The sequence below is a fragment of the Sphingomonas sp. Leaf23 genome, from assembly GCF_001421585.1.
GTDB lineage: Bacteria > Pseudomonadota > Alphaproteobacteria > Sphingomonadales > Sphingomonadaceae > Sphingomonas.
Window position 1 is genome coordinate 336,533 of record NZ_LMKR01000001.1, and the last position, 25,456, is coordinate 361,988.

Annotated in this window: 19 protein-coding genes; 14 read left to right on the forward strand and 5 right to left on the reverse strand. The window is 68.2% G+C overall.

The genetic code is table 11. The features are described 5' to 3' along the window. The first annotated feature begins 174 nt into the window (after positions 1-174). Complete coding sequence (metH, locus tag ASE67_RS01685) at positions 175-2,865, forward strand: methionine synthase (protein ID WP_055756216.1); 2,691 nt, start codon at positions 175-177, stop codon at positions 2,863-2,865. Here metH and ASE67_RS01690 read toward each other — a convergent pair. From ASE67_RS01690 to ASE67_RS01700, 3 genes are read right to left on the reverse strand one after another with little or no spacing between them, the layout of a single operon-like run. Further along, positions 2,852-3,625: a hydrolase 1, exosortase A system-associated gene (locus ASE67_RS01690; protein ID WP_055756893.1), complete on the reverse strand. Its 774-nt coding sequence runs from the start codon at positions 3,623-3,625 to the stop codon at positions 2,852-2,854. The two genes, metH and ASE67_RS01690, sit on opposite strands and share 14 nt — an antisense overlap. After that, a complete protein-coding gene (locus ASE67_RS01695) occupies positions 3,610-4,278 on the reverse strand; it encodes a hypothetical protein (RefSeq protein WP_055756218.1) in 669 nt (222 codons plus the stop codon). Before ASE67_RS01695 ends, ASE67_RS01690 begins: the two co-directional genes overlap by 16 nt. After that, positions 4,275-4,547, reverse strand: a complete 273-nt coding sequence (locus ASE67_RS01700) for an acyl carrier protein (protein ID WP_055756220.1) — start codon at positions 4,545-4,547, stop codon at positions 4,275-4,277. Before ASE67_RS01700 ends, ASE67_RS01695 begins: the two co-directional genes overlap by 4 nt. Positions 4,548-4,872: 325 nt before the next feature. Between ASE67_RS01700 and ASE67_RS01705 the strand changes: the two genes are divergently transcribed. From ASE67_RS01705 to ASE67_RS01760, 12 genes are all read left to right on the forward strand, one after another. Beyond that, positions 4,873-6,375, forward strand: coding sequence for an AMP-binding protein (locus ASE67_RS01705; RefSeq protein ID WP_055756222.1), 1,503 nt, complete (start codon positions 4,873-4,875; stop codon positions 6,373-6,375). Continuing rightward, on the forward strand, positions 6,372-7,604 hold the full coding sequence (locus tag ASE67_RS01710; RefSeq protein WP_055756224.1) for a pyridoxal-dependent decarboxylase, exosortase A system-associated: 1,233 nt from the start codon (positions 6,372-6,374) through the stop codon (positions 7,602-7,604). The genes ASE67_RS01705 and ASE67_RS01710 overlap by 4 nt, the downstream gene beginning before the upstream one ends. 174 nt (positions 7,605-7,778) lie before the next feature. Next, positions 7,779-8,378, forward strand: a complete 600-nt coding sequence (locus ASE67_RS01715; RefSeq protein WP_235511744.1) for an XrtA/PEP-CTERM system exopolysaccharide export protein — start codon at positions 7,779-7,781, stop codon at positions 8,376-8,378. A gap of 1 nt (position 8,379) precedes the next feature. Then, on the forward strand, positions 8,380-9,903 hold the full coding sequence (locus ASE67_RS01720) for an XrtA system polysaccharide chain length determinant (RefSeq protein ID WP_055756228.1): 1,524 nt from the start codon (positions 8,380-8,382) through the stop codon (positions 9,901-9,903). Between the two features lie 14 nt (positions 9,904-9,917). Next, complete coding sequence (locus ASE67_RS01725) at positions 9,918-10,835, forward strand: AAA family ATPase (protein WP_055756894.1); 918 nt, start codon at positions 9,918-9,920, stop codon at positions 10,833-10,835. Continuing rightward, complete coding sequence (locus ASE67_RS01730; RefSeq protein WP_055756230.1) at positions 10,832-12,439, forward strand: hypothetical protein; 1,608 nt, start codon at positions 10,832-10,834, stop codon at positions 12,437-12,439. The genes ASE67_RS01725 and ASE67_RS01730 overlap by 4 nt, the downstream gene beginning before the upstream one ends. Positions 12,440-12,690: 251 nt before the next feature. After that, on the forward strand, positions 12,691-13,863 hold the full coding sequence (locus ASE67_RS01735) for an ExeA family protein (protein ID WP_055756895.1): 1,173 nt from the start codon (positions 12,691-12,693) through the stop codon (positions 13,861-13,863). A 19-nt stretch (positions 13,864-13,882) separates the two neighbouring features. After that, positions 13,883-14,722 (forward strand): XrtA system polysaccharide deacetylase, encoded by an 840-nt coding sequence (locus tag ASE67_RS01740; protein WP_200922141.1) that lies wholly within the window; start codon positions 13,883-13,885, stop codon positions 14,720-14,722. Beyond that, positions 14,719-15,768, forward strand: a complete 1,050-nt coding sequence (locus ASE67_RS01745; RefSeq protein WP_055756235.1) for a FemAB family XrtA/PEP-CTERM system-associated protein — start codon at positions 14,719-14,721, stop codon at positions 15,766-15,768. Before ASE67_RS01740 ends, ASE67_RS01745 begins: the two co-directional genes overlap by 4 nt. Further along, positions 15,765-16,922 (forward strand): TIGR03087 family PEP-CTERM/XrtA system glycosyltransferase, encoded by a 1,158-nt coding sequence (locus tag ASE67_RS01750; RefSeq protein ID WP_055756237.1) that lies wholly within the window; start codon positions 15,765-15,767, stop codon positions 16,920-16,922. The genes ASE67_RS01745 and ASE67_RS01750 overlap by 4 nt, the downstream gene beginning before the upstream one ends. Continuing rightward, complete coding sequence (gene xrtA, locus ASE67_RS01755) at positions 16,919-18,439, forward strand: exosortase A (protein ID WP_055756239.1); 1,521 nt, start codon at positions 16,919-16,921, stop codon at positions 18,437-18,439. Before ASE67_RS01750 ends, xrtA begins: the two co-directional genes overlap by 4 nt. Before the next feature lies 1 nt (position 18,440). Next, entirely contained in the window at positions 18,441-20,327 is a 1,887-nt protein-coding gene (locus ASE67_RS01760) for an XrtA/PEP-CTERM system amidotransferase (RefSeq protein WP_055756241.1), read from the forward strand. A 50-nt stretch (positions 20,328-20,377) separates the two neighbouring features. Here ASE67_RS01760 and ASE67_RS01765 read toward each other — a convergent pair whose 3' ends face one another. After that, positions 20,378-21,346, reverse strand: a complete 969-nt coding sequence (locus tag ASE67_RS01765) for an alpha/beta hydrolase (protein WP_055756243.1) — start codon at positions 21,344-21,346, stop codon at positions 20,378-20,380. Positions 21,347-21,496: 150 nt separating this feature from the next. Between ASE67_RS01765 and ASE67_RS01770 the strand changes: the two genes are divergently transcribed. Further along, positions 21,497-24,304 (forward strand): DUF3857 domain-containing protein, encoded by a 2,808-nt coding sequence (locus ASE67_RS01770; RefSeq protein WP_235511745.1) that lies wholly within the window; start codon positions 21,497-21,499, stop codon positions 24,302-24,304. Positions 24,305-24,379: 75 nt separating this feature from the next. Here ASE67_RS01770 and ASE67_RS01775 read toward each other — a convergent pair whose 3' ends face one another. Next, entirely contained in the window at positions 24,380-25,432 is a 1,053-nt protein-coding gene (locus tag ASE67_RS01775; protein ID WP_055756247.1) for a 1,9-bis(guanidino)-5-aza-nonane synthase, read from the reverse strand. Positions 25,433-25,456 lie beyond the last annotated feature (24 nt).

Below are 25,456 nucleotides of genomic sequence, written 5' to 3' on the forward strand. Positions count from 1 at the left end.
GCCGCCGCCGGGAGGGGGCAGCAGATCTTCCCCGGCCACTGGGAGGGGGACCATTCGCAGGATGGTGGAGGGGGGTCTCCGCCGTCGCTACCGTCTCGTCCGTGGAGACCCCCCTCCACCACCGCCTGTCGGCGGCGGTCCCCCTTTCCGTGCCGGGAAGGATCGAGAGAGAATATGACCAACGCCTCGACCAATTTCGTCAATATCGGCGAACGCACCAACGTGACTGGCTCCGCCCGCTTCAAGAAGCTGGTGATGGCGGGCGACTATGCCGCCGCGGTCGAGGTCGCGCTGCAACAGGTCGAGAGCGGGGCGCAGGTCCTCGACGTCAACATGGACGAGGGGCTGCTCGACGCGCATCACGCGATGACGACGTTCCTGAAGCTGATCCAGGCCGAACCGGACATCGCCCGCATCCCGGTGATGGTCGACAGTTCCAAATGGGACGTGATCGAGGCGGGGCTGAAATGCGTGTCAGGCAAGCCGATCGTGAACTCGATCAGCATGAAGGAGGGCGAGGAGCAGTTCCTCCACCATGCCCGCATCTGCATGAACTACGGCGCGGCGGTCGTCGTCATGGCATTCGACGAGGTGGGGCAGGCCGACACGCAGTTACGCAAGGTCGAGATTTGCGAGCGCGCGTACAAGCTGCTCACCGGCATCGGCTTTCCGCCCGAGGACATCATCTTCGACCCCAACATCTTCGCGGTGGCGACGGGGATCGAGGAGCATAATAACTACGGCGTCGACTTCATCGAGGCCTGCCGCGAGATCAAGGCGCGCTGTCCGCATTGCCATATCTCGGGTGGACTATCGAACCTGTCGTTCAGCTTTCGCGGGAATGAGCCGGTGCGGCGCGCGATGCATTCGATCTTCCTCTATCACGCCATTCCGGCGGGGATGGACATGGGGATCGTCAATGCCGGGCAGCTTGACGTGTACGACACGATCGATGCGGAGCTGCGCACCGCCTGCGAGGACGTCATCCTCAACCGCGATCCTGGCGCGACCGACCGACTGATCGCGCTGGCGGAGAAGTACAAGGGTACCGATGCGGTCGCCGAAAAGGCGGCGGCGGAATGGCGCTCGCTGCCGGTCGTCAAGCGGCTGGAATATGCGCTGGTCAAGGGCATCGACGCGCATGTCGTCGACGATACCGAGGAATGCCGCCAGCAATTCGCCCGGCCGATCGAGGTCATCGAAGGGCCGTTGATGGACGGGATGAATGTCGTTGGCGATCTGTTTGGGTCGGGCAAGATGTTTCTGCCGCAGGTCGTCAAGTCCGCGCGGGTGATGAAGAAGGCCGTCGCCCACCTGCTGCCCTTCATCGAGGCGGCCAAGGAGCCGGGTGCCAAGGGCAAGGGCAAGATCATCATGGCGACCGTGAAGGGCGACGTGCATGACATCGGCAAGAACATCGTCGGCGTGGTGCTGCAGTGCAACGGCTTCGACGTCGTTGACCTGGGCGTGATGGTGCCGTGGACGAAGATCCTCGAAGCTGCGAACGAGAATGACGCCGACATGATCGGCCTGTCGGGTCTCATCACCCCGTCGCTGGACGAGATGGTGACGGTGGCCGAGGAGATGAAGCGCGCGGGCATGACCATGCCGCTGCTGATCGGCGGTGCCACCACGTCTAAGGTGCATACCGCGCTGCGCATCTCGCCGGCCTATGACGGGCCGATCGTCCACGTCCTCGACGCATCCCGTGCGGTGGGTGTCGCGACGACGCTGGTCAGCGACACCGGCCGCGACGCCTATGTCGCGCAGGTCGCCGCCGATTACGAGGCGGTGCGCATCGCGCGCGCCGGCAAGGGGCAGAGCGACCTTGCGCCGATAGCCGAGGCACGGGCCAATGCGGCTGTCATCGATTTCGCCCAGAAGCCGGCGGCTCCGGCCAGGCCGGGGCGGCATGTGTTCGACGACTGGGACCTGGCCGACCTGCGCGACTACATCGACTGGACGCCGTTCTTTCGCGCATGGGAATTGGCCGGCAACTTCCCCGCGATTCTGACCGACGAGGTGGTGGGCGAGAGCGCGACGTCGCTGTACGCCGATGCGCAGGAGATGCTGGATCGGATCATCGACGAGAAATGGCTGACGGCGCGCGGGGTTGCGGCGCTGTGGCATTGCCGGCGCGACGGGGACGACGTGATCCTCGACGTACCCGCCGAGCAGCTGGAACCGGCGATGGAGGCCGGGCGGGTTTCGCCGCTGTCGGGGGTGCCGCACGACTTTGCCACGCCGATGCAGACGACGCATGCCACCCATGCGATCCGGATGCCGTTCCTGCGGCAGCAGGTGAAAAAGCGCGAGGGGCGGGCGAATATGTGTCTGGCCGATTTCATCGATCCGGCGGGGGACTGGATGGGCGGCTTTGCAGTCGGCATCCACGGCATCGACCCGCATATCGCGCGGTTCAAGGCCGAGAATGATGACTATCAGGACATTCTGCTAAAGGCGCTGGCGGATCGTCTGGCGGAGGCATTTGCCGAGCGGTTGCACTTTCATGTCCGTACCGACCTGTGGGGCTATGCGCCGGACGAGCAACTGACGAACGAGGCGATGATCCGCGAACAGTATCGCGGCATCCGTCCCGCGCCGGGCTATCCGGCGTGTCCCGACCATAGTCAGAAGCCGATCCTGTTCGACATGCTGGGTGCTACGGAAGCTACCGGGATCACGCTGACCGACAGCTTCGCCATGCTGCCGACCGCCGCTGTGTCGGGTTTCTATTTCGGGCACCCCGACAGCGCCTATTTCGGGGTGGCGCGGGTCGGGCGCGACCAGCTGGAGGACTATGCGACGCGGCGGGGCGTGAGCCTTGAGCAGGCGGAGCGGTGGCTGCGCCCTAATCTCGACTGAGGACGTCGAGCAGTCGGTCGCGGAGCCAGTCGGCGTCGCCGGGGCGGGCGAAGCTGTGGCTGTCGCTGTCGCGGTGGTGCAGGGCGGTAAGGTGGCGAAGGTGCCACGCATCGAGGAATGCCACCGCCGTGTGGTCGCCGGTTGCGAGCAGGATGTCGGTGGGCGTTCCTGAAGACAGGGCGGTGGTGAAGGTGCGGACGAGTTCGGTCTGGGCCGGGCGACGCTTTGCCAGTACTGCCAATCCTTGCGCCAGGCGGCGGAAGTTGACGCCTCCGGTCAGCAGCCGCCGCCATTGGGCGGGTGAGGACAGCCGCGCGGCATAGGTCGCGCGGATCGCCGCCGGGGGGGGCAGGTCGCCGGAAGGCTCGACGATCCAGGGGTTTGCGAGGACGAGGCGGTCGATACCGGCATCGCCATGGAACAGCGCCAGCGCGGTCGCGGCGTCGCAATTGCCGAACGTCACGATCCGCGTGACGCCGGTGTGTTCGCGCAAGGTTGCGGCCGCGGCGGCAATGTCGGGGCCACTCGCGCGGAAGCCTTCGTTCACGCCGGTCGAATCGCCGATCCCGCGTCGATCGAACCGCAACACCGGATAGCCGGCGGCGGCGATCGCGGTGGCGAGCAGCGCCTGCCCGCGATGCGCGCCGATGCGCAATTCGTTGCCGCCCGACACGATCAGCAGGCCGGTGGTGCCGGCCGCGTCGTCCAGCGTGCCCGCCAGCGTCTCGCCCAGGCAGGGAAAGGTCACCAGCCGACGCATGCGCGGCTCCATGCGAAGAGGTCGTCGGCAAGCTGTTCGGCGAGCGCGGGATCGTCGCCCGGCTCGGCGCGGCGCCACAGCGGCGCGGCATCGATGCGCAGGTCGGCATCCTCCGGATCGGTGCCGAGGCGGACGATGCGGCGCGGATGGGCGTCGCAGGGCGTCGCGGCGTCGAGTTCGTCAAGTAGCGCGGTGGCGATGCGGTTGCCGGCGATCTCCACCACCGGCGCGGTGCGATCGATGCCTGTCGGGCGAGCGATGCGGCCGAGTTCACGGACCAGCGCGGCACCCGGCTGGGGGCTGAGGTGCCAGCGCCCGGCGAGGTCGGCGTCGGTGTCGAACAACGCCCCGGCGCGGATCGCAGCGCCGATCACCGGACGGTCGCTTGCCGCGACCAGCGCGGTGACGGCGGCGCGCCAGTCGGCAAGGTTTGCGGCCTCGGTCGGAAGCAGGCTTTCCCCCTGTCCGGGCAGGTCGGGCAGGATCGACGCGATCCCGCGCGTCGCCAGCGCCCGGAGCAGCCCGACCGCGAAGGTTCGGGTGCGGTTCGCCTCCTCGAACGGGGGCAGCAGCAGCATGACGACCGGCGCGTCGGCGGGACCGAAGCGCCACAGCGCCTCCTGCCCGCCGGGCCAGTCGTAGCGGTCGATCAAGCGGGAACCTTGGCGCGGGCGAAGGCGACCAGCGAGCCGAAACTCTCCAGCGTGTCGCCGTCGATATCGTCATCCTCGATCAGGATGCCGAGGCGATCCTCCAATTCGGTCAGGACGCCGGCCACCGCCATCGAATCGAGTTCGGGCAGCGCACCGAACAGCGGCGTGGCATCCGCGAACGCCGCCGCGCGTTCGTCCGACAGGCCGAGCACGTCGCGCAATACCCCGCGCACCGTTTCCTCGATCGAACCCGTACCCGTCTGGATCACCCGTACACTCCCCCTGTTACCTGGGCGGTTTAGGAGGTGTTGGGGGTGCTGCCAAGCGGGGTGTGTCCGGGGGCGGGCTTGCTGGACGCTGGTGGTGCTTTCCGGGGCTCTGGACCCCCGCCTGCGCGGGGGTACGGTCGGGTTGTGTGCGAGGGGCGGCCGTCGCGTCGCCCGCTTCGTGACCCCGGGCTTTACCCGGGGTCCCGCTGGTTCGGTTGGCGGCGGACGCGGAAGAAGAAGCGGGACCCCGGGTCAAGCCCGGGGTGACGTTGTGGGTGGGGGGGCGCCCCCTGTATCTGGCGCCGGATCGGCGCTAGGAGGCGACATGGAATTTCCGCGTGCCCGGACAATCGATCATCTGCCTTCGCTGGGGGCGGCGCGAGCGCCGGCGCTGATCGATCGGGAGGGGGCGCTGAGCTTTGCCGCATTGGAAGCGGCGGTAGCGCGAATGGCGGGGGGGCTGGTTGCGCTGGGCATTGAACCCGGTGCACGAGTGGCGACGTGGCTGCCCAAGACGCGCACCGCGTGCCTGATGCCGCTGGCGACCGCGCGGGCGGGGTTGGTGCATGTGCCGGTCAATCCGGCGCTCAAACGGGCACAGGTCGCGCATATCCTGTCGGACAGCGGTGCGATGGTGCTGGTGACGCAAGGCGCGCGGGTCGCGGCGCTGGAGGCGGGCGATGTACCGGACAGGTGCCGGGTTTTGACCGAGCCGCCGGAGGGCGAGCCCGTCGCCGTGGCGGAGCGCGATGCAGACGCGCTGGCGGCGATCCTCTATACCTCCGGGTCGACCGGCCGTCCCAAGGGCGTGATGCTCAGCCACGCCAATTTGTGGCTGGGGGCGGTGTCGGTTGCCAGTTACCTGAAGCTGACCCCCGACGACCGGGTGCTGGCGGTGCTGCCGCTCAGCTTCGACTATGGGCAAAACCAGCTGTTGTCGACGTGGGCCGCGGGCGGGGCCGTGGTTCCGCTCGATTACCTGACCGCGCGCGACGTGGTGAAGGCGGTCGAGCGGTTCGACGTGACGACGCTGGCGGGGGTGCCGCCGTTGTGGACGCAGGTGCTGGAGGCGGACTGGCCGACGGAAACGGCGGCGCGGCTCAAGCGGTTGACCAATTCGGGTGGGGCGCTGACCCCGCGCATGGTGCGGGCGCTGCGGGAGCGGTTCGTGGGCGCCGATCTCTATGCGATGTACGGGCTGACCGAGGCGTTTCGGTCGACCTATCTCGATCCGGCGCTGATCGATGCGAATCCCGATGCGATCGGGTCGGCGATCCCCTTTGCCGAGGTGGCGGTGGTGCGCGCCGATGGCAGCCGAGCCGATGCCGGGGAGGCGGGCGAGCTGGTCCATGCCGGGCCGCTGGTCGCGCAGGGCTATTGGCGGGATGCCGAGCGGACGGCGGCGCGGTTTCGGCCGGCCCCGGAATGGATGGATAGTGGCGGCATGGCGGTGTGGTCGGGCGATACGGTGGCGCTGGGCAGTGATGGGCTGCTGCGCTTCGTCGGGCGCGATGACGAGATGATGAAGGTGGCGGGCAACCGGATCAGCCCGACCGAAGTGGAGGAAGCGGTGCTGGCGGGCGGCGAAGTGGCGGAGGCGGTCGCGGTCGGCCTGCCCGACGAACGGCAGGGGCAGGCGATCACGGTGGTCGCGCGGGCGTTGGTGGCGGATGCCGAGGCGCTGGTGCGGGCGCGGCTGCGACGCGAGCTGCCGAGCTTCCAGCAGCCCTCGCATTATGTCTGGGTCGAGGCGTTGCCGCGCAATGCCAACGGCAAGCTGGACCGGGTGGCGGTGCGGGCGCTGGCCGCGAAGGCGGTGGCGGCATGAAGCCGGTCGGGCCGATCCCGGCGGGCTTTGCCGGACAGTCGCGGCTGACGGTCGGCGGCGTGGATTTTGCCGAACTGCTCGAACGGGCGGGTGATACCCCGGCGTTCCTGTATGACGGCGGGGCGATGGCGGCGCGGGTCGCGCGACTGCGCGCGGCGCTGCCCGAGCAGGTGCGCGTGCATTACGCGATCAAGGCCAATCCGCACCGCGACGTGCTGGCGGCGATGGGCCGTCTAGTCGACGGGCTGGACGTGGCGTCGGGTGGCGAACTGGCCTTGGCGCTGACGGTGAAGCCGGCGGCGGCGATCAGCTTTGCGGGTCCCGGCAAGCGCGACGACGAACTGACGCAGGCCATTGCGGCAGGGGCGACGCTGCATGTCGAATCGGAGGGCGAGGCCGATCGGGCGCTGGCGATCGGCGATCGGCTGGGGTTGCGCCCGCGCATCGCCGTTCGGGTGAACCCCGATTTCGAACTGCGCGGGTCGGGGATGCGGATGGGCGGCCGCGCGTCGCCCTTCGGCATCGATGCGGTGCGGGTGCCGGCGCTGGTGCGGCGGCTGGTCGCGGCGGGCGCAGACTGGCACGGCTTCCACATCTTTGCCGGATCGCAGACGCTGGACAGCGCGGCGATCATCGAGGCGCAGGCGGCGACGCTGGCGCTGGCCGAGCGGTTAAGCGAAGAGGCGGGCGCGGTGCCGGCGTTCGTCAATCTGGGCGGCGGGTTCGGCATCCCCTATTTCACGGGCGACACCCCGGTCGATGTCGAGGACATCGGGCAGGCGCTGGGCGAGGCGCTGGACCGGCGGGGCGCGGTGCTGGCCGATACCGGCTTTGCGGTGGAGCTGGGCCGCTGGCTGGTGGGTGAGGCGGGGGTGTATTGCACGCGCGTCGTCGACGTGAAGGACAGCGGGGGCGAGACGTTCGTGGTGGTCGATGGCGGGCTGCATCATCAATTGGCGGCCAGCGGCAATTTCGGAACGGTGGTACGGCGCAACTATCCGGTGGCGGTGGCCGAGCGGATGGATGCCGCGCCGGGGATGACCGCGTCGGTGGTCGGGTGCCTGTGCACGCCGCTCGACCGGCTGGCCGACCGGGTGGCGCTGCCCCAGGTGGCGGTCGGCGATACGATCGTGCTGTTCCAGGCGGGGGCTTACGGTGCGACGGCCAGCCCGGCGGCGTTTCTGGGCCATCCGCCGGCGCGCGAGGTCCTTGTCCCATTGCGGGACTGATCGAACGATACGCCTTATGGGATGCGGGGCGGCGGAAGTTCGCTATACTCAACCCTATCTTTACCCCTTTGGCAGCATAGCAGGGGCGGTCCTGCGCAGTCCCGATGCGGCTGCGCTCGTTCGGAACGAGGTAATGTAATGCGTCGCAGGCATGGTTTGGGAACGGGTGTGGCGATGGCGGCCTTGCTGGGCGGGTGCGCCGGGGGGACGACGCGCCCCGAATTGCCGCCCGCACCGTTCGTGCAGGCGAAGGAAGCGCCGGGCGAGGCCTATGTCATCGGGCCGCTCGACCAGCTGAGCATCTTCGTGTGGCGCAATCCCGAACTGTCGACCAAGGTGCAGGTGCGCCCCGACGGGCGGATCACCACGCCGCTCATCAACGACATGCCCGCCACCGGCAAGACGCCGGCGATGCTGGCCGATGACCTGAAGCTGGCGCTGGGCGAATATGTGAAGGACCCGCTGGTTTCGGTGATCGTCGAGAATTTCTCCGGCACCTTCAGCCAGCAGGTGCGCGTGGTGGGGGCGACCGAAAAACCGGCATCGATCCCGTACCGGGCCAATATGACGCTGCTGGACGCGATGATCGCGGTCGGTGGCCTCAACCAATATGCGTCGGGCAACCGGGCGCGGCTGGTGCGGTACGACCGGGCGACGGGCAAGCAGTCGGAATTCGGCCTACGTATCTCCAGCCTGCTGAAGAATGGCGATGCCAGCGCGAACGTGAAGTTGCAGCCGGGCGACGTCATCATCATTCCAGAGAGCATGTTCTGAGATGGACGGGCTGTATGACGAGCTGAAGCTGATCCTACACGCGGTCTGGCAGCGGCGCTGGATCGCGTTGGCGGTGGCGTGGGTCGTGTGCCTCGCCGGGTGGCTGGCGGTCAGCCAGATTCCCAACAGCTATCAATCGACCGCGCGGGTCATGGTGCAGATGAGGCAGGTGCTGCCAGGGGCCGAGGCGGCGGTCGCGCAGAACGATCAGGCGAAGAATATCGACCGCATCCGCCAGACGCTGACGTCGGCGGTGAACCTTGAAAAAGTGGTGCGCGGTACGTCGCTGAACGAAACGGTCGCCAATGACCGTGACGTCGCCGACCGGATCGCGTCGTTGCAGAATGCGATCAAGCTGACGCAGCAGCAGGACAATCTGTTCGAGATTTCGGCGACGTCGGGCAATCCCAAGGTCGCGCGGGAAGTCGTGCAGAAGATGATCGACATCTTCGTTCAGGATAACCTGGCCAGCGACCGCGATGCGACGGTGCAGTCGCTGCGGTTCCTCGACCAGCAGCTGTCGCAGCGGCAGAAGCAGCTGGCCGATGCCGAGGCGCGGCGGCAGGCGTTCCAGGCGCAGTATATGGCGATGCTGCCGGGTACCGGGTCGCTCGATGATCGCATGTCGAATGCGCGCAGCGAGCTGGCGCAGATCGATGGCGACCTGGCGGCGGCGCAGACCAGCCTGAGTGCGGCCAATGCGCAGATGGCGGGGACGGCGGCGACGCTGCCCGGCACGGCGGGCACGGCGATGGTCGGGCCGGCCCGTGCGCGGCTGAACGCGATCGAGGGGCAGATTGCCGAGGGGCGCAGCCGTGGCTGGACCGATCAGCATCCCGACATGGTGGCGCTCAATCGCCAGCTGGCGTCCGCCCGCGCGGCGGCGCGCGGCGAGGGTGGCGGGGTGAGCGGTGGCACGGCGGCGTCGCCCAACCCGTTCTACCTGCAGCTGCGCGCGACGCAGGGCGACCGGCAGGCGCGGGTGGCCGAATTGCAGCAGCGCAAGAACCAGATCGAGAGCCAGCTGAACGGGCTGCAGGCCAAGATCGCGGCCGATCCGCAGGCGGCGGCGCAGCAGTCGCAGCTGGACCGCGACATCGCGTCGCTGAAACAGCAATATGACTCGCTGTTCCAGGACCGCGAACAGGTACGCCTGCGCAGCAGCGTGCAGACCGATACCGACGCGGTACAGTTCAACGTGATCGATCCCCCCACCCAACCCAGCAAGCCCACCGCGCCGAACCGGCCGCTGCTGCTGCTGGGGGTGCTGGTCGTGGGCATCGGCGCGGGCGTTGCGCTGGCCTTTGCGCTCAGCCGACTGAAGACCAGCTTTGCCACCGCGCAGAAGCTGGAGAAGATCAGCGGGATGCCGGTGCTGGGGTCGATCGGCGAGGTGGTGACCGACACGGTACGGGCGACACGCAAGCAGCGGTTGAAGCTGTTCGCGGGTGGCGCGGGCGCGCTGGTTGCGGCATTCGTGTTGTTGCTGGGCATGGAATTCGCCCGGCGCGGGCTGGTGGCGTGAGTGGGGATGACAAGGTGAACGACCAATCGCACCGGGCCATACGCGCGTCGTTGCTGGAGCGCGCGGCGGATCGCTGGCAGCTGGGGCCAAAGCCCGACCTGCCGCCGGTCGCCATGCCCGACCTGCCGCCGGCGCCGCCGGTCGTGCCGCCGGTTGCCAAGGCGAGCCCACGCAAGATGCCGTCCGCGCGCATCCGCCCGGTCGATCCGGCGCGGATCGATCGCGAGATGCTGGCCGAGGCAGGAATGCTGGTGCCCGGCGGCCCGGTGACTGCGCTGGCCGAGGAATTCCGGCTGGTGAAGCGCCAACTGCTGACCACGGCCGCCGATATCGAGAAGCGCGACCCCGATGCCGCGCGCATGATCCTGGTGTGTTCGGCGCAGCCGGGCGATGGCAAGACGTTCTGCGCGATCAACCTTGCGCTGTCGCTGGCGGCGGAGCGTGACCTGCAGATTCTGCTGGTCGATGCCGATTTCCCCAAGCCCGACATTCTCGACCGGCTGGGCCTGCCGGCGGGCAAGGGGCTGCTCGACGCGCTGGGCGATCCGACGATCGATGTCGAGACGTTGGTGATCCCGACCGACGTGCCGCAGCTGTCGGTGCTGCCGGCAGGCAAGCGGACCAATGCCGATACCGAATTGCTGCGCAGCGACCATGCGCAGGATGTGATGCAGCGGCTGCTGACCGCCGATCCCGACCGGATCGTGATCTTCGATTCGCCCCCGGCCCTTGCCGCATCGCCGGCGGCGGTGCTGGCGTCGCTGGTCGGGCAGACGGTGCTGGTGGTCCGCGCCGACCGCAGCAGCGAATCCGACCTGCGCGAAGCGGTCGCACTGTTGGATGGATGCGACGATATCCAGCTGCTGTTGAACGCGACGACGTACCGGGCGGAGGGCGCGCGCTTCGGTTATTACGGACAGGATCAGGAATGATGCGGTGGGTGGCCCTGCCGGTGGCGGTCGTGGCGTCGGCAAGCCCGGCGCTGGCGCAGCGCGTCGAGGTGTCGCCCTATGTCGAGGTCGGGCAGACATTGCTCGCCGATCTGAACGATGGCGACGTCGTGACCTTTACCCAGCTGACCGCCGGGGTCGATGCGACGATCACGACGCAGCGGGTGCAGGTGCAGGCCAATTACCAGTATCAGCGGCTGCTGGACTGGGGCGATAACTTTGGCAGCGGTGACGTCCATTCGGGGCTGGCGCGTGCCAATGTGCAGATCACCCGCTGGCTGAACCTGGAGGGCGGCGCGATCGCCACGCGGGCGCAGGGCGATACGCGCGGCGGCGGCTTCGGCTCGCTGGTCAATGCCAGCAACGTCAACACCGCGCAGGTCTATGGCCTGTACGCCGGGCCGAGCGTCAATACGCGGGTCGGGCCGTTTGCGGTCAACGGCACCTATCAGTTCGGCTATGTGAAGGCGGAGACGCCGGGCGTCGTCAACCTGGCACCGGGCCAGCGGCGGCTGGATTATTATGACGAGGCGACCAGCCATCTGGTGATGGCCAGCGCCGGCACGCGCGCCGGCACGTTGCTGCCGATCGGTTTCACCGTGTCGGGCGCATGGGTGCGTGAGGATGCCGGGCAGCTCGACCAGAAGTTCGAGGGCGCGTACGGCCGGGTCGATGCGGTGTTGCCGATCACGCCGACCCTCGCCGCGGTCGGTGGCGTCGGATATGAAAAGATTGAGGTGACGCAGCGCGATCCGCTGGTCGATGCGAATAATATTCCGGTGACAGATGGGGCGGGGCGGTTCGTGACCGATCCGGCATCTGCACCGCGCATCGCGTACGACACCGACGGCATTATCTGGGACGCGGGCGTATTATGGCGGCCGTCCCCGCGCACCGCACTGGAGGCGCGGCTGGGGCGGCGGTACGGGGCGATGAGCTATACCGGGTCGCTGCAATGGCAGGTCAGCCCGGCATCGGCGGTGCAGGTCGGCGTGTATGACAGCGTGACGACGTTCGGGCGGCAGCTGACCGGATCGCTGTCGCAACTGCCGATCAATTACATCGGCGGCGAGGACCCGTTCGGCGCGCGGTACGGCGGATGCGTGTTCGGTGGTGGCGTGACGCCCGAGGGCGCATCGAATGCCGGCGGCTGCCTGACCCCGGTATTCCAGTCGGTCAGCGCGGCGACCTTCCGTGCGCAGGGGATCGATGCGGTCTATTCGATCACGCGCGGGCCGACCCGGCTGGGGCTGGGCGCGGGCTATGCCAGCCGGCGCTATTATGTCCCGCCGGTGCCGGGTGCGGTCATCTATCGCACGCGCGACGAGAGCTATTATGTCCAGGGCTTCGGCCAGTGGGCGCTCGACAGCCGGTCGTCGATCAGCGCTGACCTCTACGCCAATTATTTCGCGAGCGGGATCGAGGGCGGGCTGGACGCATGGGGCGGCGGCGCGCAGGGCGGTTATTATCGCAGCTTCGGCCGGGCCTATGGCAGCCTTACCGCCGGAGTATATGGCTATGATGTCGAACGCAGCCAGTCGGATTTGATTGCGCAGGCGTTGCTGGCGGTGGGGTTCCGGTTTTAGGACCGATCAGCGCCGTTTCCGTAGCGTCAGCCCAGACTTGATCCGGGGGGGCGTTTTTACCGGCCGTCGAAGAAGAAGCGGGACCCCGGGTCAAGCCCGGGGTGACGGGGGGAGGGGTAAGCGAGTCTGTCGCCGACGTCGTTCGTGCAGGCGGCTACCCCTACCGGCCGGGAACGGAACAAGGTAAATTCGCCCGATTTAAACGAACATTCAACCGATTGGCGGGTACAAGCCCTCCATTGGAGACGATGATGTACGACAATCATTATGGCCTGACCGGTCGCCCGTTCCAGCTGACGCCCGATCCGGCCTTCTGGTTCGACACCGCCACCCATCGCAAGGCGATGGCGTATCTGGGCTATGGGTTGAGCCAGGGCGAGGGCTTCATCGTCATCACCGGCGATCCGGGGACGGGCAAGACGACGCTGCTCGGCCATTTGATGCAGACGATCGATCCCGAACGGCTGAACGTCATCCGCATCGTCACGACCCAGATCGAGGCGGACGACCTGCTGCGGCTGGTCGCCGCAGGCCTCGACGTCGATCATCACGGGCTGACCAAGGCACAGTTGCTCGAAGGGATCGAGCGCGGCTTGCACAATGTCGCGCGGTCGGGGCGGCGGACGCTGCTGGTGATCGACGAGGCGCAGTCGCTGCCGGTCGGATCGATCGAAGAGCTGCGGATGCTGTCGAATTTCCAGGCGGGCGGCTATGCTTTGTTGCAGATTTTCCTGCTGGGCCAGCCGGAGTTTCGCCAGCGGCTGCACGGGTCGGATCGGCTGGAGCAGCTGCGCCAGCGGGTGATCGCGATGCACCACCTCGACCCGATGGGCGTCGAGGAGGTCGGGCCGTATCTCGAACACCGCCTCGCGATCGTCGGGTGGAACGGCACGCCGAGCTTCAGCATGGGCGCGCTGGCCGCGCTGCACCGCTGGTCGGGCGGCGTGCCGCGCCGGTTGAACCAGCTGGCCGGGCGCGTGCTGCTTTATGGCGCGATCGAGGGGATCGAAGAGTTCGGGTCGCTGGACATCGAACAGGTGATCGACGATCTGGACGGCGACGGGATGGGGGCGAATACGCCGGAGCCCGCCGCCCGCGTCGAGGCGGCACCGGTTGCCGAGGCGATGCCGATCGTCGATGCCGATCCGCTGCCGATGACTCCGCCGCCGCCACCGATGCCGCCGCGCCCCATCCATCTGTCGGTGGTCGATGCGCCGAGCTGGGGCGCGGCTGTCGCCGATGCCCCCATGCCCGCGCCGGTGGATACGGCCGATCGTGACGCGCTGGTCGCGCGGATCGCGGCGCTGGAGGAGCGGCTGGAGGATCAAGATGCCGCGTTGCGCCGGGTGCTGACGCTGCTGGTCGACTGGGTGGAGGGCGAGCAGCGCCGCCCCGACCTGTCGTCGATCCGCGCCGCCGGCTGAACGCGGCGTGCCCCCTGCCATGCGCAACGCGATGTCGGTGGATGTCGAGGACTGGTTTCAGGTCGGTGCGTTCGAAACGGTCATCGACCGGGGCGAGTGGGACGCGCTGGAATGCCGGGTGGAGGCGAATACCGACGCGGTGCTCGACCTGTTCGCCGCCAGTGGGGTCAAGGCAACGTTCTTCACGCTCGGTTGGGTCGCGCATCGCTTTCCGGCGCTGATGCGGCGGATCGTCGAGGGCGGGCATGAGCTGGCGAGCCATGGCTGGGACCACAAGCGGGTCTTTACGTTCACCGCCGAGGAATTTCGCGCCGATCTGGCCCGCGCAAAGGTCGCGCTGGAGGATGCCGGGGGGCAGGCAGTGACGGGGTATCGCGCGCCGAGCTTCTCGATCGATCGGCGGACGCCGTGGGCGCACGATGTGCTGGCGGAGGAGGGCTATGCCTATTCCTCGTCGGTCGCGCCGATCGCGCATGACCATTATGGCTGGGTTGATGCGCCGCGGGTGCTGCACCGGCCGGTCGCGGGATCGGACCTGATCGAATGGCCGATCACGCTGGCGAAGGTGCTGGGGCGTGAGGTGTCGGCGGGCGGGGGCTTTTTCCGGCTGTTGCCGAACCGGGTGGTCGAGGATGCGGTGGTGCGCAGCAACCGCGCGGACGCGCATCCGGCAATGTTCTATTTCCATCCATGGGAAATCGATCCCGGTCAGCCGCGCGTGCGGAATGCACCGCTGAAGTCGAAGGTGCGGCATTATTCGCGATTGGGGGCGATGGCGGGGAAGCTCGAACGGTTGATGGCGCACCATGACTGGGGCCGGGCCGACCGGATCGTCGCCGAGCGCGCGGTTTCGTTGTGACCGTCGTCCGGCGGGCCGATCTGGCCAATCCGGCGGAGCGTGCGGCGGTAGAGGCGTTCGTCGCGGCGCATCCCCAGGGAACTCCCTTTCACCTGCCCGTGTGGGGCGAGGCGACGGCGGCGGGCTGTGGGCAGGATTTCCGGATGCTGCTGGCCGAGGCCGGTGGTGCATTGCAGGGCATCGTGCTGCTGACGCATGTCCGCTCTCCGTTGTTCGGGGCGGCGTTGGTGTCGACCGGTTTTGGTGTGGGCGGCGGTGTGCTGGCGAGTGATCCGGCGGCGGGCGTGGCGCTGGCGGCGGCGGCGGTCGAGGTCGCGCGGGAGCTGAAGTGCCCGACGATCGAGATGCGCGGCGGGGTACCGATCGAAGGGCCGGGCTGGACATGGGACGACACGCGCTATGTCGGGTTCGTGCGGCCGCTGGCGGGCGATGACGATGCCGAATTGCTGGCGATCCCGCGCAAGCAGCGGGCGGATGTGCGCAAGGCGCTGGCCGAGCCGTTCGAGGTGGCGGTCGGCCGGGACCGGAGGGCGCTGGCAGAGCATTTCCGGGTCTATGGCACGTCGGTGCGTAACCTCGGTACGCCGGTCTTTCCCAAGGCGCTGTTTGCCGAGGTGATCCGCCGGTTCGGCGCGGACGCCGATGTGCTGACCGTGCGCCATGGCGGTGAAGCGGTGGCGAGCGTCCTGTCGGTGTATTGGCGGGGCACGGTCTATCCCTATTGGGGCGGGGGCACGGCGGCGGCGCGGGGGTTGCGGGCCAATGAACGCATGTATTTCGAACTGATGCGCCATGCCCGCGCGAAAGGCTGCACCGCGTTCGATTTCGGGCGGTCTAAGGTCGGGACCGGGCCGGCGGCGTACAAGAAGAATTGGGGCTTCGTCGGCGAGCCTTTGGGTTACCCGACCTGGACCGCCGATGGCGCGGCACCGCGCGATGCCAGCCCGCTGAACCCCAAATACCGGCTGAAGATCGCGGCGTGGCAGAAGCTGCCGCTCGCGGTCGCCAATCGTGTCGGGCCGTTCATTGCGAAGGGGCTGGGGTGAGCGACATCCTGTTCCTCGCCCACCGCGTTCCCTATCCTCCCGATCGTGGCGACAAGGTGCGCAGCCACCATGTTTTGCGGCATCTGAGCGGGCTGGGCCGGGTGCATCTGGCGACCTTCGCCGACGATCCGCGCGACATGGGGCATGAGGACGCGCTGGGGCAGTGGTGCGCCAGCGTGAAGGTGCTGCCCCGGACCAAGGGTAATGCGCGGGCGGCGGTCGAGGCGCTGGCGAGCGGGCGCACGGTGTCGGAGGCGGCGTTCGACAGTGCGGCGATGCGGGGCGCGGTGGCGGAGCTGATGGCCGCGCGGCATTATGCTGCGGTCTATGTCTATTCGGGGCAGATGGCGCAGTATCTGCCCGCCGATTTGCCGTTCGTGATGGACTTTGTGGACATGGATTCGGCGAAGTTTGCGGCCTATGCCGATGATGCGAAGGGGCCGATGCGCTGGATGATGCGACGCGAGGCGCGTAAGCTGGCGGCGTTCGAGACGGCTGTCGCGGGCCGGGCGCGCGCTTCGCTGCTGGTGAGCGAAGCCGAGGCTGCTCTGTTCCGGCGGACATCGGGGGCGGATCGTGTCGTTGCGATCGAGAACGGGATCGATACGGCGTTCTTCGACCCCGCCAGCGTCGTGCCGGTCGATGCGGCCGGGCCGCTGATCGTATTCACCGGGCAGATGGATTATCGACCGAATGTCGAGGCGGTGCGCTGGTTCGTGGGTGAGGTGTTGCCGCTGATCCCGCATGCGCGCTTTGCGATCGTCGGGCGTAGTCCGACCGCCGCCGTGCGGGCGCTGGCGTGCGAACGGGTGGTCGTGACCGGTGAAGTCGCCGATGTGCGCGGCTGGATCACGGCGGCGGCGGTGGTCGTCGCGCCGCTGCTGCTGGCGCGCGGTATCCAGAACAAGGTGCTGGAGGCGATGGCGATGGCGCGGCCGGTGGTCGCTTCGGTCGCGGCGGCGGAGGGGATCGACCATCAGGGCACGATCCGTGTCGCCGGCGATGCAGCCGGATTCGCCGAGGAGATCGGAGAGGTTTTGGTCGATCCTGTGGCGGCGGACACGTTGGGACAGGCGGCGCGGGCGAGGACGATCGCGCGCTATGGCTGGGAGGCGCGACTGGCGCCGCTCGCCGGGCTGTTGGGGCTGGCATGAGCAGCATGGCGCTCGAGCAGCCGCGCGTCGCGATCGACCCGGCATGGCGGCGGGCGTTGCTGGCGCTGGGCGGAATCTGGGTGGCGTTGCTGGCGATCTTTCACCGTGATGCCGCCGGCATGGCCGATATCTGGTGGAATTCGACCACCTATGGCCATTGCCTGTTCGTGCCGCCGATCATCGGCTGGCTGGTGTGGCAGCGGCGGCGGGAACTGGCGCAGCTGACCCCGCAGGCGTGGTGGCCGGGGCTGGCCATCGCCGCCGGCGGTGGCGCGGTGTGGCTGGTCGGGGAGGCGGCGGCAGTTGCGTTGTTCCGCCATGTCGGGCTGGTCGCGATGCTGCAGGGGGCGGTGGTTACGCTGCTGGGTGCGCGGGTGGCGCGGGGCATCGCCTTTCCGCTGGCGTACATGGTCTTTCTGGTGCCGTTTGGCGACTTTCTGGAACCTTGGCTGCAATCGGCGACGGTCTCGCTGACCATGCCGCTGCTGCACCTGCTGGGCGTGCCGGCGGCGGTCGACGGGGTGCTCATCACCATCCCCAACGGCTATTTCGAAGTGGCCGAGGCGTGTTCGGGATCGAAGTTCGTCATCGCCATGGTCGCGTACGGCACGCTGGTCGCCAATGTCTGCTACGTCGCGTGGGGGCGGCGGGTGGCGTTCATGGCGGTTGCGCTGGTCCTGCCGGTGATCGCCAACGGCATCCGTGCGGCGGGGACGATCTATGCCGCGCACCTGACCTCGGTCGAGGCGGCGACGGGGTTCGACCATATCGTCTATGGCTGGGTCTTCTTCGCGCTGACCATGGCGGGGGTGCTGGCGATCGGGTGGCGCTGGTTCGACCGAGATCCCGATGCGGCGTGGTTCGACGTGGGCGTGGTGCAGGCGATGCCGATGCGCGTGGCCGACCGGTCGCTGGCGGCGGCGGCGGTGCTGGCCGTCGCGGTCGGCTTTGCCGGATGGGGATGGATCGTCGACCGGCGGGCGCAGGTGTTGCCCGCGCAGATCGAACTGCCGCAGGTGCCGGGTTGGCAGCGGGTGGCGGTCGATGGCGAGCCATGGGTGCCGAACTTTCCGGGCGCTGACCATTTCCTGATCGGGCGCTATGGGGATGCGCGGGGCCGGAGCGTCGACATGGTCGTCGCGGTCTATGGTTCGCAGGGCGAGGGGCATGAATTGGTAGGGTTCGGAACAGGCGCGATCCGCGAAAACGACCGCTGGGTACGGATCGCCGACACCGCGCCGATCGCGGGCAGCGCGTCGCTGCGTATGGCCGCGCCCGGCCCGGTCGAGCGCGAGGTCGCGACCTGGTATCGCATCGGGTCGATCACGACCGGCAGCGCGGACCGGGTGAAGCTGGAAACGCTGAAGGCGAAGCTGTTGGGCGGGCCGCAGCGCGGGGTCGCGGTGCTGCTGTCGGCGCGCAAGGGTGGCGCCGATCCGAGGGCGGCGATCGCCGATTTCGTGGCGGCGGCGGGGCCGGTCGACGCGATCGCCGACCGCGCGGCGGGGATGCGCTGAGATGTGCGGGATCGCCGGGCTGTATCACAGTGCGTGCCCCAAGCCGGTCGATCCGGCGCGGATCGCGGCGATGACCGATGTGCAGGCGCATCGCGGCCCCGACGGGTCGGGGGTGTGGACCGCGCCGGGCGTAGGGCTGGGCCATCGCCGGCTGTCGATCATCGACGTCGCGGGCAGTCCGCAGCCGATGGCGTTGCCGGGCGAACAGGTCGTCATCAGCTTCAACGGCGAAATCTACAACTTCGCCGAACTGCGTAGCGAATTGCAGGGCAAGGGTGCGGTGTTCCGCACGCAGGGCGATACCGAGGTGCTGCTCCATGCGTGGGCGGCATGGGGGCCGGACATGCTGGCGCGGCTGAACGGGATGTTCGCCTTTGCGATCCATGATGCCGGGCGGCAGGCGCTGTTCCTCGCCCGCGACCGGATGGGGGTGAAGCCGCTCCACTATGTCGAACTGTCTGACGGCGCGGTGGCGTTCGCGTCGGAGCTGAAAGGGCTGCTGGCCCATCCGCTGGTGCGCCGCACGCCCGATGTGGCGGCGATCGAGGATTATATGGCGCTGGGCTATGTGCCCGACGACGCCTGTATCGTGGCGGGGGTGAAGAAGCTGCCCGCCGGCCATTTCCTGCTGATCGAGCGCGGCCGCGGTGTGCCGCAGCCGGTGCAGTGGTGGGACATCGACTTTTCGAAGCGGGCCAAGGGTAGCACGCGCGACCTGCAGGCCGAACTGGTCGAGCGGATGCGCGAGGGCGTGCGGTCGCGGATGGTCGCGGATGTGCCGCTGGGCGCGTTCCTGTCGGGCGGGGTCGATTCGTCGGCGGTCGTGGCGTTGATGGCGGAGGCGAGCCGCTCGCCGGTGCAGACCTGCACCATCGGGTTCGAGGAAGCGGGCCATGATGAGCGCGGGCCGGCCGGGCTGGTGGCGGGGCGCTTTGCCACCGACCATGCGGTGCGGACGGTCAGGTCGGACGATTTCGGGCTGATCGACACGCTGGTCGCGGCGTTCGACGAACCCTTTGCCGATGCCTCGGCACTGGCGACCTATCAGGTCTGTGCGTTGGCGCGGGAGCGAGTGACGGTCGCGCTGTCGGGCGATGGCGCGGACGAGGCGCTGGCCGGGTATCGCCGGTACAAATTTCACGCGGCGGAGGAGCGGGTCCGCTCGCTGCTGCCGCAGTCTTTGCGCGAGCCGGTGTTCGGGGCGCTGGGCGATGTCTATCCCAAGGCCGACTGGGCCCCGCGCCCGTTCCGCGCAAAGACGACGCTGCTGGCGCTTGCGCAGGATGGCGACGAAGCCTATGCGCAGGCGGTCGGCGTAACAACCCCGACGGTGCGGCAGGGTTTGTACGGCGCGGCGATGGCGCGGCAGCTGGGCGGCTATCGTGGCGAGGAGCGCTATGTCGCGGCGATGCGGCAGGCGCCGGGACGCGATGCGCTGGACCGGGCGCAATATGCCGATTTCCGCCACTGGCTGCCGGGTGATATCCTGACCAAGGTCGACCGGACGAGCATGGCGGTTGCGCTGGAGGCGCGCGAGCCGTTGCTGGACCACCGGCTGATCGAGTTTTGCGCGACCTTGCCCGCGAAGCTGCGACTGCGCGGCGGCGAGGGCAAGTGGCTGATGAAGAAGGCGCTGGAGCCGTGGTTGCCGCGCGAGATTTTGTATCGGCCGAAGATGGGGTTCGTGACGCCGGTCAGCGCGTGGTTTCGTGGGACCCTGGCGGACGAGGCAGCAGGGCTGGCGCGCTCGCCGGTGCTGGCGACGTGGTTCGACCCCCACGCGATCGAGCGGCTGGCGGCCGAACATCGCGCCGGTCGGGCGGAGCATGGGCGGACGTTGTGGCAGCTGGTGATGCTGGAGCGGAGTGCCCGGCGGTTGTTCGGGTAACTCGTTCTATCGTCACCCCGGATCAAGTCCGGGGTGACGGCATCGTGGTGTCAGACGTGTTCGCCAATCCAGCGCCGGAACAGTTCGGTCCAGAGCCGCTGCGGGCTGTCCATCGGCGAATGCAGCGCGCCCCAGCCATGGCCGCCCCGTTCGAACAGATGCGCCTCGACCGGCACCTTCGCCCGGCGGCAGGCGGCGAGCATTTCCAGCGACTGGTCGACCGGGCAGACGGGATCGTCGACCGAATGCGCCAGGAACACCGGTGGGGTCTGCGGCGTGACCCCCAACGGTATATTGTAGCGGCGATAGACGGTCATCGGCCCGTCGGGCTGGCCGGAGCCTTCGCGGGTCATCGCGGCGATGTTGGTGACTGGATAGATCAGGCCGGTGAAGGCCGGTCGCGCCGACTGGCGGTCGGCGGCGTCGATCGGCTTGTAGACCGGATCGTCATGCGCCACCGTCAGCGATCCCGCCAGATGCCCGCCCGCCGAAAAGCCGCAAATGCCGAGCTTCGCCGGGTCGATGCCATAGCGCGCGGCATTGGCGCGGATCAGCCGCATCGCGCGCTGCGCGTCCTGCAGCGGCACGTCCTGCGGGTTGTCCCAGCCTTCGCCGGGCAGGCGATAGGCGAGCGCGAAGACGGTGATGCCGGCGGGGTTCAGCGCCTTCGCCACGTCGATCCCCTCATTCTCGATCGAGACGAAGCCGTATCCGCCGCCGGGGATCGACAGGACGGCGGTGCCATTGGGCCGGGCCGGGCGGAACACGCCGACCTCCGGATCGGACACGCCGCGCAGCCAGAGTTCGCGCAGGTCGGGGCGGCCGTTCATCGATGGGGCATAGGTCGGCAGCGTGGCGCGGGCGCCGGGCGCGCGGCCGGGCCACAGGCGGAAATGTTCGCGCGGGGGCCAGGGGGTGAGGCGTTCGCCGCCCGGCACGGGTTGCGCCGTCTGGGCCGCCGCCTTTGCCGCCAGGGGCAACGCCAGGCTCGCGCCCAAGATGGTCCGCCGGTCGATCATCCACTCCACTCCCTGTTCGTCTTCCCACAGCCTAACTGCCCGGAGCGTGGAGGAAAAGCGAGGCTTCGACCAAAGCGCTCGACAATCGGCAGCGGGTCGATAGACCTTTGCGAAGTCGGCGGGAGCCGCCGCGTATCGGGGGGATTTCGAGTGAAGCGTTTTGCCGTGGTGAAGGCGGTCGCGTTGGCGGCGGCGGGGTTGCCGGCGCTTGCCTGGGCGAGCGAAACGCCGCTCTATCAGCCGGCACCCGCGTGGGTCAGTGCGCCGCCCGCGATCCCCGCGACGCCGGTCGACGAACTGCCGCCGCTGGTCCTGCTCGATTTCCAGAAGCGGATCGAGGGCGACCGGCTGACCTCCTATGTCCATCAGCGCACCCGGATCGCGAGCGCTGAGCTGTTGTCGCAGGCGGCGACGCTGACGCTGCCATGGGCGCCGGACAAGGGCGACCTCATCATCCATGGCCTGACCATCCTGCGCGGGGACCAGCGGATCGACCTGTTGGCCAAGGGGCAGAAATTCACGGTCCTGCGCCGCGAACAATCGCTGGAGCAGCGCGAGCTGACCGGTATCCTGACCGCGACGCTGGCGGTCGAGGGGCTGGAGGTCGGCGATCAGCTCGACCTGCGCTTCTCGGTCACGGGGCGCGATCCGGCGCTGGGCGGACGGGTGCAGGACGTGGTGCCGTTGCCCGCGCTGCCGCTGCGCATCGGGGCCGGGCGGGTGCGCTACCTGTGGTCCAGCGACAGCGCGCCCAAATACAAGATTCTGGCGGACGGCGTGACCGCGACGCCGGTGCGCAAGGGCAACCTGACCGAGCTGACCCTGGCGATGCCTGCGCCCAAGCCCAAGGACATGCCCGAGGATGCACCGGCACGCTATCGCCGGCCGCCGCTGATCGAGGTGGCGAGCTTTGCCGACTGGGCCGATGTGTCGCGGACGTTCGTGCCGCTGTACAAGACCGACGGGCTGATCACGCCGGGCAGCCCGCTGGCGAACGAGGTCGCCGCGATCCAGAAGGCGGACGCGACCCCGATCGGCCGGGCGCAGCGTGCGCTGGAGTTGGTGCAGGACAAGATTCGCTATCTCGCAGTCGGGATGGACGGTGGCAACTATGTCCCGCAAACCCCTGCAAAGACATGGGAAGTCCGCTACGGCGACTGCAAGGCCAAAACGCTGATGCTGTTGGCGATGCTGCACGCCATGGGGATCGAGGCGGAGCCGGTGGTCGCCAATGTCGGGCTGGGCGATGCGGTGCCGGAGCGGTTGCCGAGTGCAGCGGCCTTCAACCATGTGTTCGTGCGTGCGACGATCGATGGGCAGGTGTTGTGGCTGGACGGGACGGGGAGCAACGCTCGCCTGCCCGATATCCGCGACACGCCGGGGGTTGGCTATGTCCTGCCGATCCGTACGGCCGGCGCGACGCCGATCCTGATCGAAACGCATCCCAATGCCCGCCCGATCGCCAGCGTGACGATCGTGGCGGACGAAAGCAGCGCGCTCGACCTGCCCAGCCCGATCGAGGTTACGATGGTCACGCACGGCCCGATGGCGGCGCAGCTGCGTGCGGCCAAAAGCCTGATCGGGCCGAACGAACAGCGCGATTTGATTTCCACCATCCTGCAGCAAGCGGTCGGCGAGGGGCAGTTCGCCGACGGCACGATCACGCCCGATGCGGCGAGCGGCGATGTAGTGGTGCGCGCGAAGGGGGTGGTCACCACGAACTGGAGCATCGAGGATCGGCGGCGCAAGCGGTCGCTGGGCGGGCAGTTGGCCGACATGAACTTCGCACCCGACCGCAGCCGGCCCGACTGGAACGCCATTCCCGTCGCCGGGTCGCCGCCGATCGGTCTGGAGCGGCATGTGCGGGTGAAGTTGCCCGAGGGCGGGCGCGGCTTCACGCTGGAGGGGACGGCGGATGCCGACCAGCGGCTGGCGGGTTTCGTGGTCAAGCGGACGACTCGGCTGGCCGGCGGGACGATCGCCATGGACGAGCGCTTCGACGCCACCGGTGCCGAGGTGCCGGCAACGCGGATCGCGGCGGAGCGCGATGCGGTGGCGACCGCCAAGGCCAATGTGCCGCGCGTCGTAGCACCAGTCGACACGCCGCGCCGCTGGACGCTGGACAGCGCGACGCTGGCCAAATCGAGCCAGGTGCAGGCGATCCGCGCCATCTTTGGCAAGGCGATCGCCGCCGATCCCGAGGAGATGAGCGGGTATCAGAGCCGGGCCGCCTTCGAATCCGGGATCGGCAATCATCGCGCGGCACTGTCCGATCTGGACAAGGTGACCGCGAAGGAACCCACGGTCGAACTCTATCTGGCGCGGTCCGGGGTGCAGTCGAACCTGGGGGACCTTCCCAAGGCGCTGGCCGATGCCGAACGGGCGCGCGCCCTCGATCCCGCAGCCGAAGGTGCGATCGAAGCGGTGGCGGAAACCCGTGCGGCGATGGGTGATCTGAAGAGCGCGATCGTCCTGCTGGACGAACGCATCGCGGCGGGCGGCGAATCGCGGGCGTCGCTGCGGGAGAAGAAGGCGGAACTGCTCGGCGAATTCGGTGATCCGAAGGAGGGGATCGCGCTGTACGACACGCTGATCGCCGCCAAGCCGGGCACGCCCACCCTGTTGAACGGGCGATGCTGGGCAAAGGGAACGCGCAACGTCATGCTCGACACGGCGCTGAAGGATTGCACGAAGGCGATCGAGCTGAGCGACGATACGCTGCAGGCGCTCGATAGCCGGGCGTTGGTCTGGTATCGCATGGGGCGCTATCCCGAGGCGTTGGCCGACCTTGATACCGTACTGGCCGCCGATCCTGACATGGCCAACAGCCTCTACCTGCGTGCGGCCGTCTACAAGGCGACGCAGCGTGATGCGGAAGCGGCGGCCGACCTGGTACTGGCGCGCCGGATCGATCCTACGGTCGACCGGCAATATGCGCGGTACGGGTTCAAGATGTAGGGCGCTGCCAGTCCAAACGAAAAACGGCGGGGGATCGCTCCCCCGCCGTTTCGGTATCCGGGCTGTGTCGACCGGTCAGTCGAACATCTTGCCGAACGCGCGCTTCGCACGGTTTTTCCACGCGCCGCGGTGATATGCGTCCGAGGCGAGGAGCGGCATGACCGACCCGGCTTCGGCGAAGACCATCTGTTCGAGCGCGGTGTCGACCTTGCCCCAGCTGGCCGCTTCCTTCAGCGTCGACGACGAGCAGGCACCATCGCGCACGTCGGCAACGGTGATCTGCACCGCGTACTTGTGCATCTCGACATCGTCATGGCCGAGGATTTCGGCGCAGACGACGGTGTCCTGGATGAAGTTCTTCGGCACGCCGCCGCCGATCATCAGCAGGCCGGTGGTGCCGGCCTTGATCTTGATGTCGGTCAGTTCGCGGAAGTCGGCGATGGCGTCGAGCACCATGTACGGCTTGCCTTCCTTCGCACGGTCGACCTGGTGCTTGACCAGGCCGAAGCCGGCCGAGCTGTCGACGAACGCTGGGCAGAAGATCGGCACGTCATGCTCGTAGGCGAGCTTGACGAGGCTGTTTTCCTTCTTGCCGTGCTCCGACAGATACTTGCCCATCTCGCGGATGAACGCGCGCGACGAATAGGCCTTCGGCTCGAGCGAATTGGCGATCTCACCGATGGTGTGGTCGCAATCCTGCAGCTGCTCTTCGTCGATATAGGTGTCGTAGATGCGGTCGATGTAGAGCGAGCGCAGCACGTTGTCGTCGGGGATTTCCAGCGCCTGATAGTGCTTGTGGCCAAGCCCTTCGAAGAAATCCATGTCGACGATCGACGCACCGGTCGCGACCACGCCGTCGATCATGTTCGAGCGCAGCAGTTCGGCGTACAGGTCCATGCAGCCGCCGGCCGAGGTCGACCCGGCGATCACGAGGAAGATCGAGCAGTCCTTGTCCTCCAGCATCTGGTTGTAGATGCGGGTGGCGCGCGCGAGGTCGCGGCTGGTGAAGCTCATCTTGCCCATGGCGTCGATGATCGGGCGGGCGTCGAACTTGGTGATGTCGACATGCTCGACGGTGGTCGAAAGCAGTTCCGCCTTGCGGGTGTCGTTGATCGTCGTGTCGGTCATGATGGTCCCATCATCATCGATAAG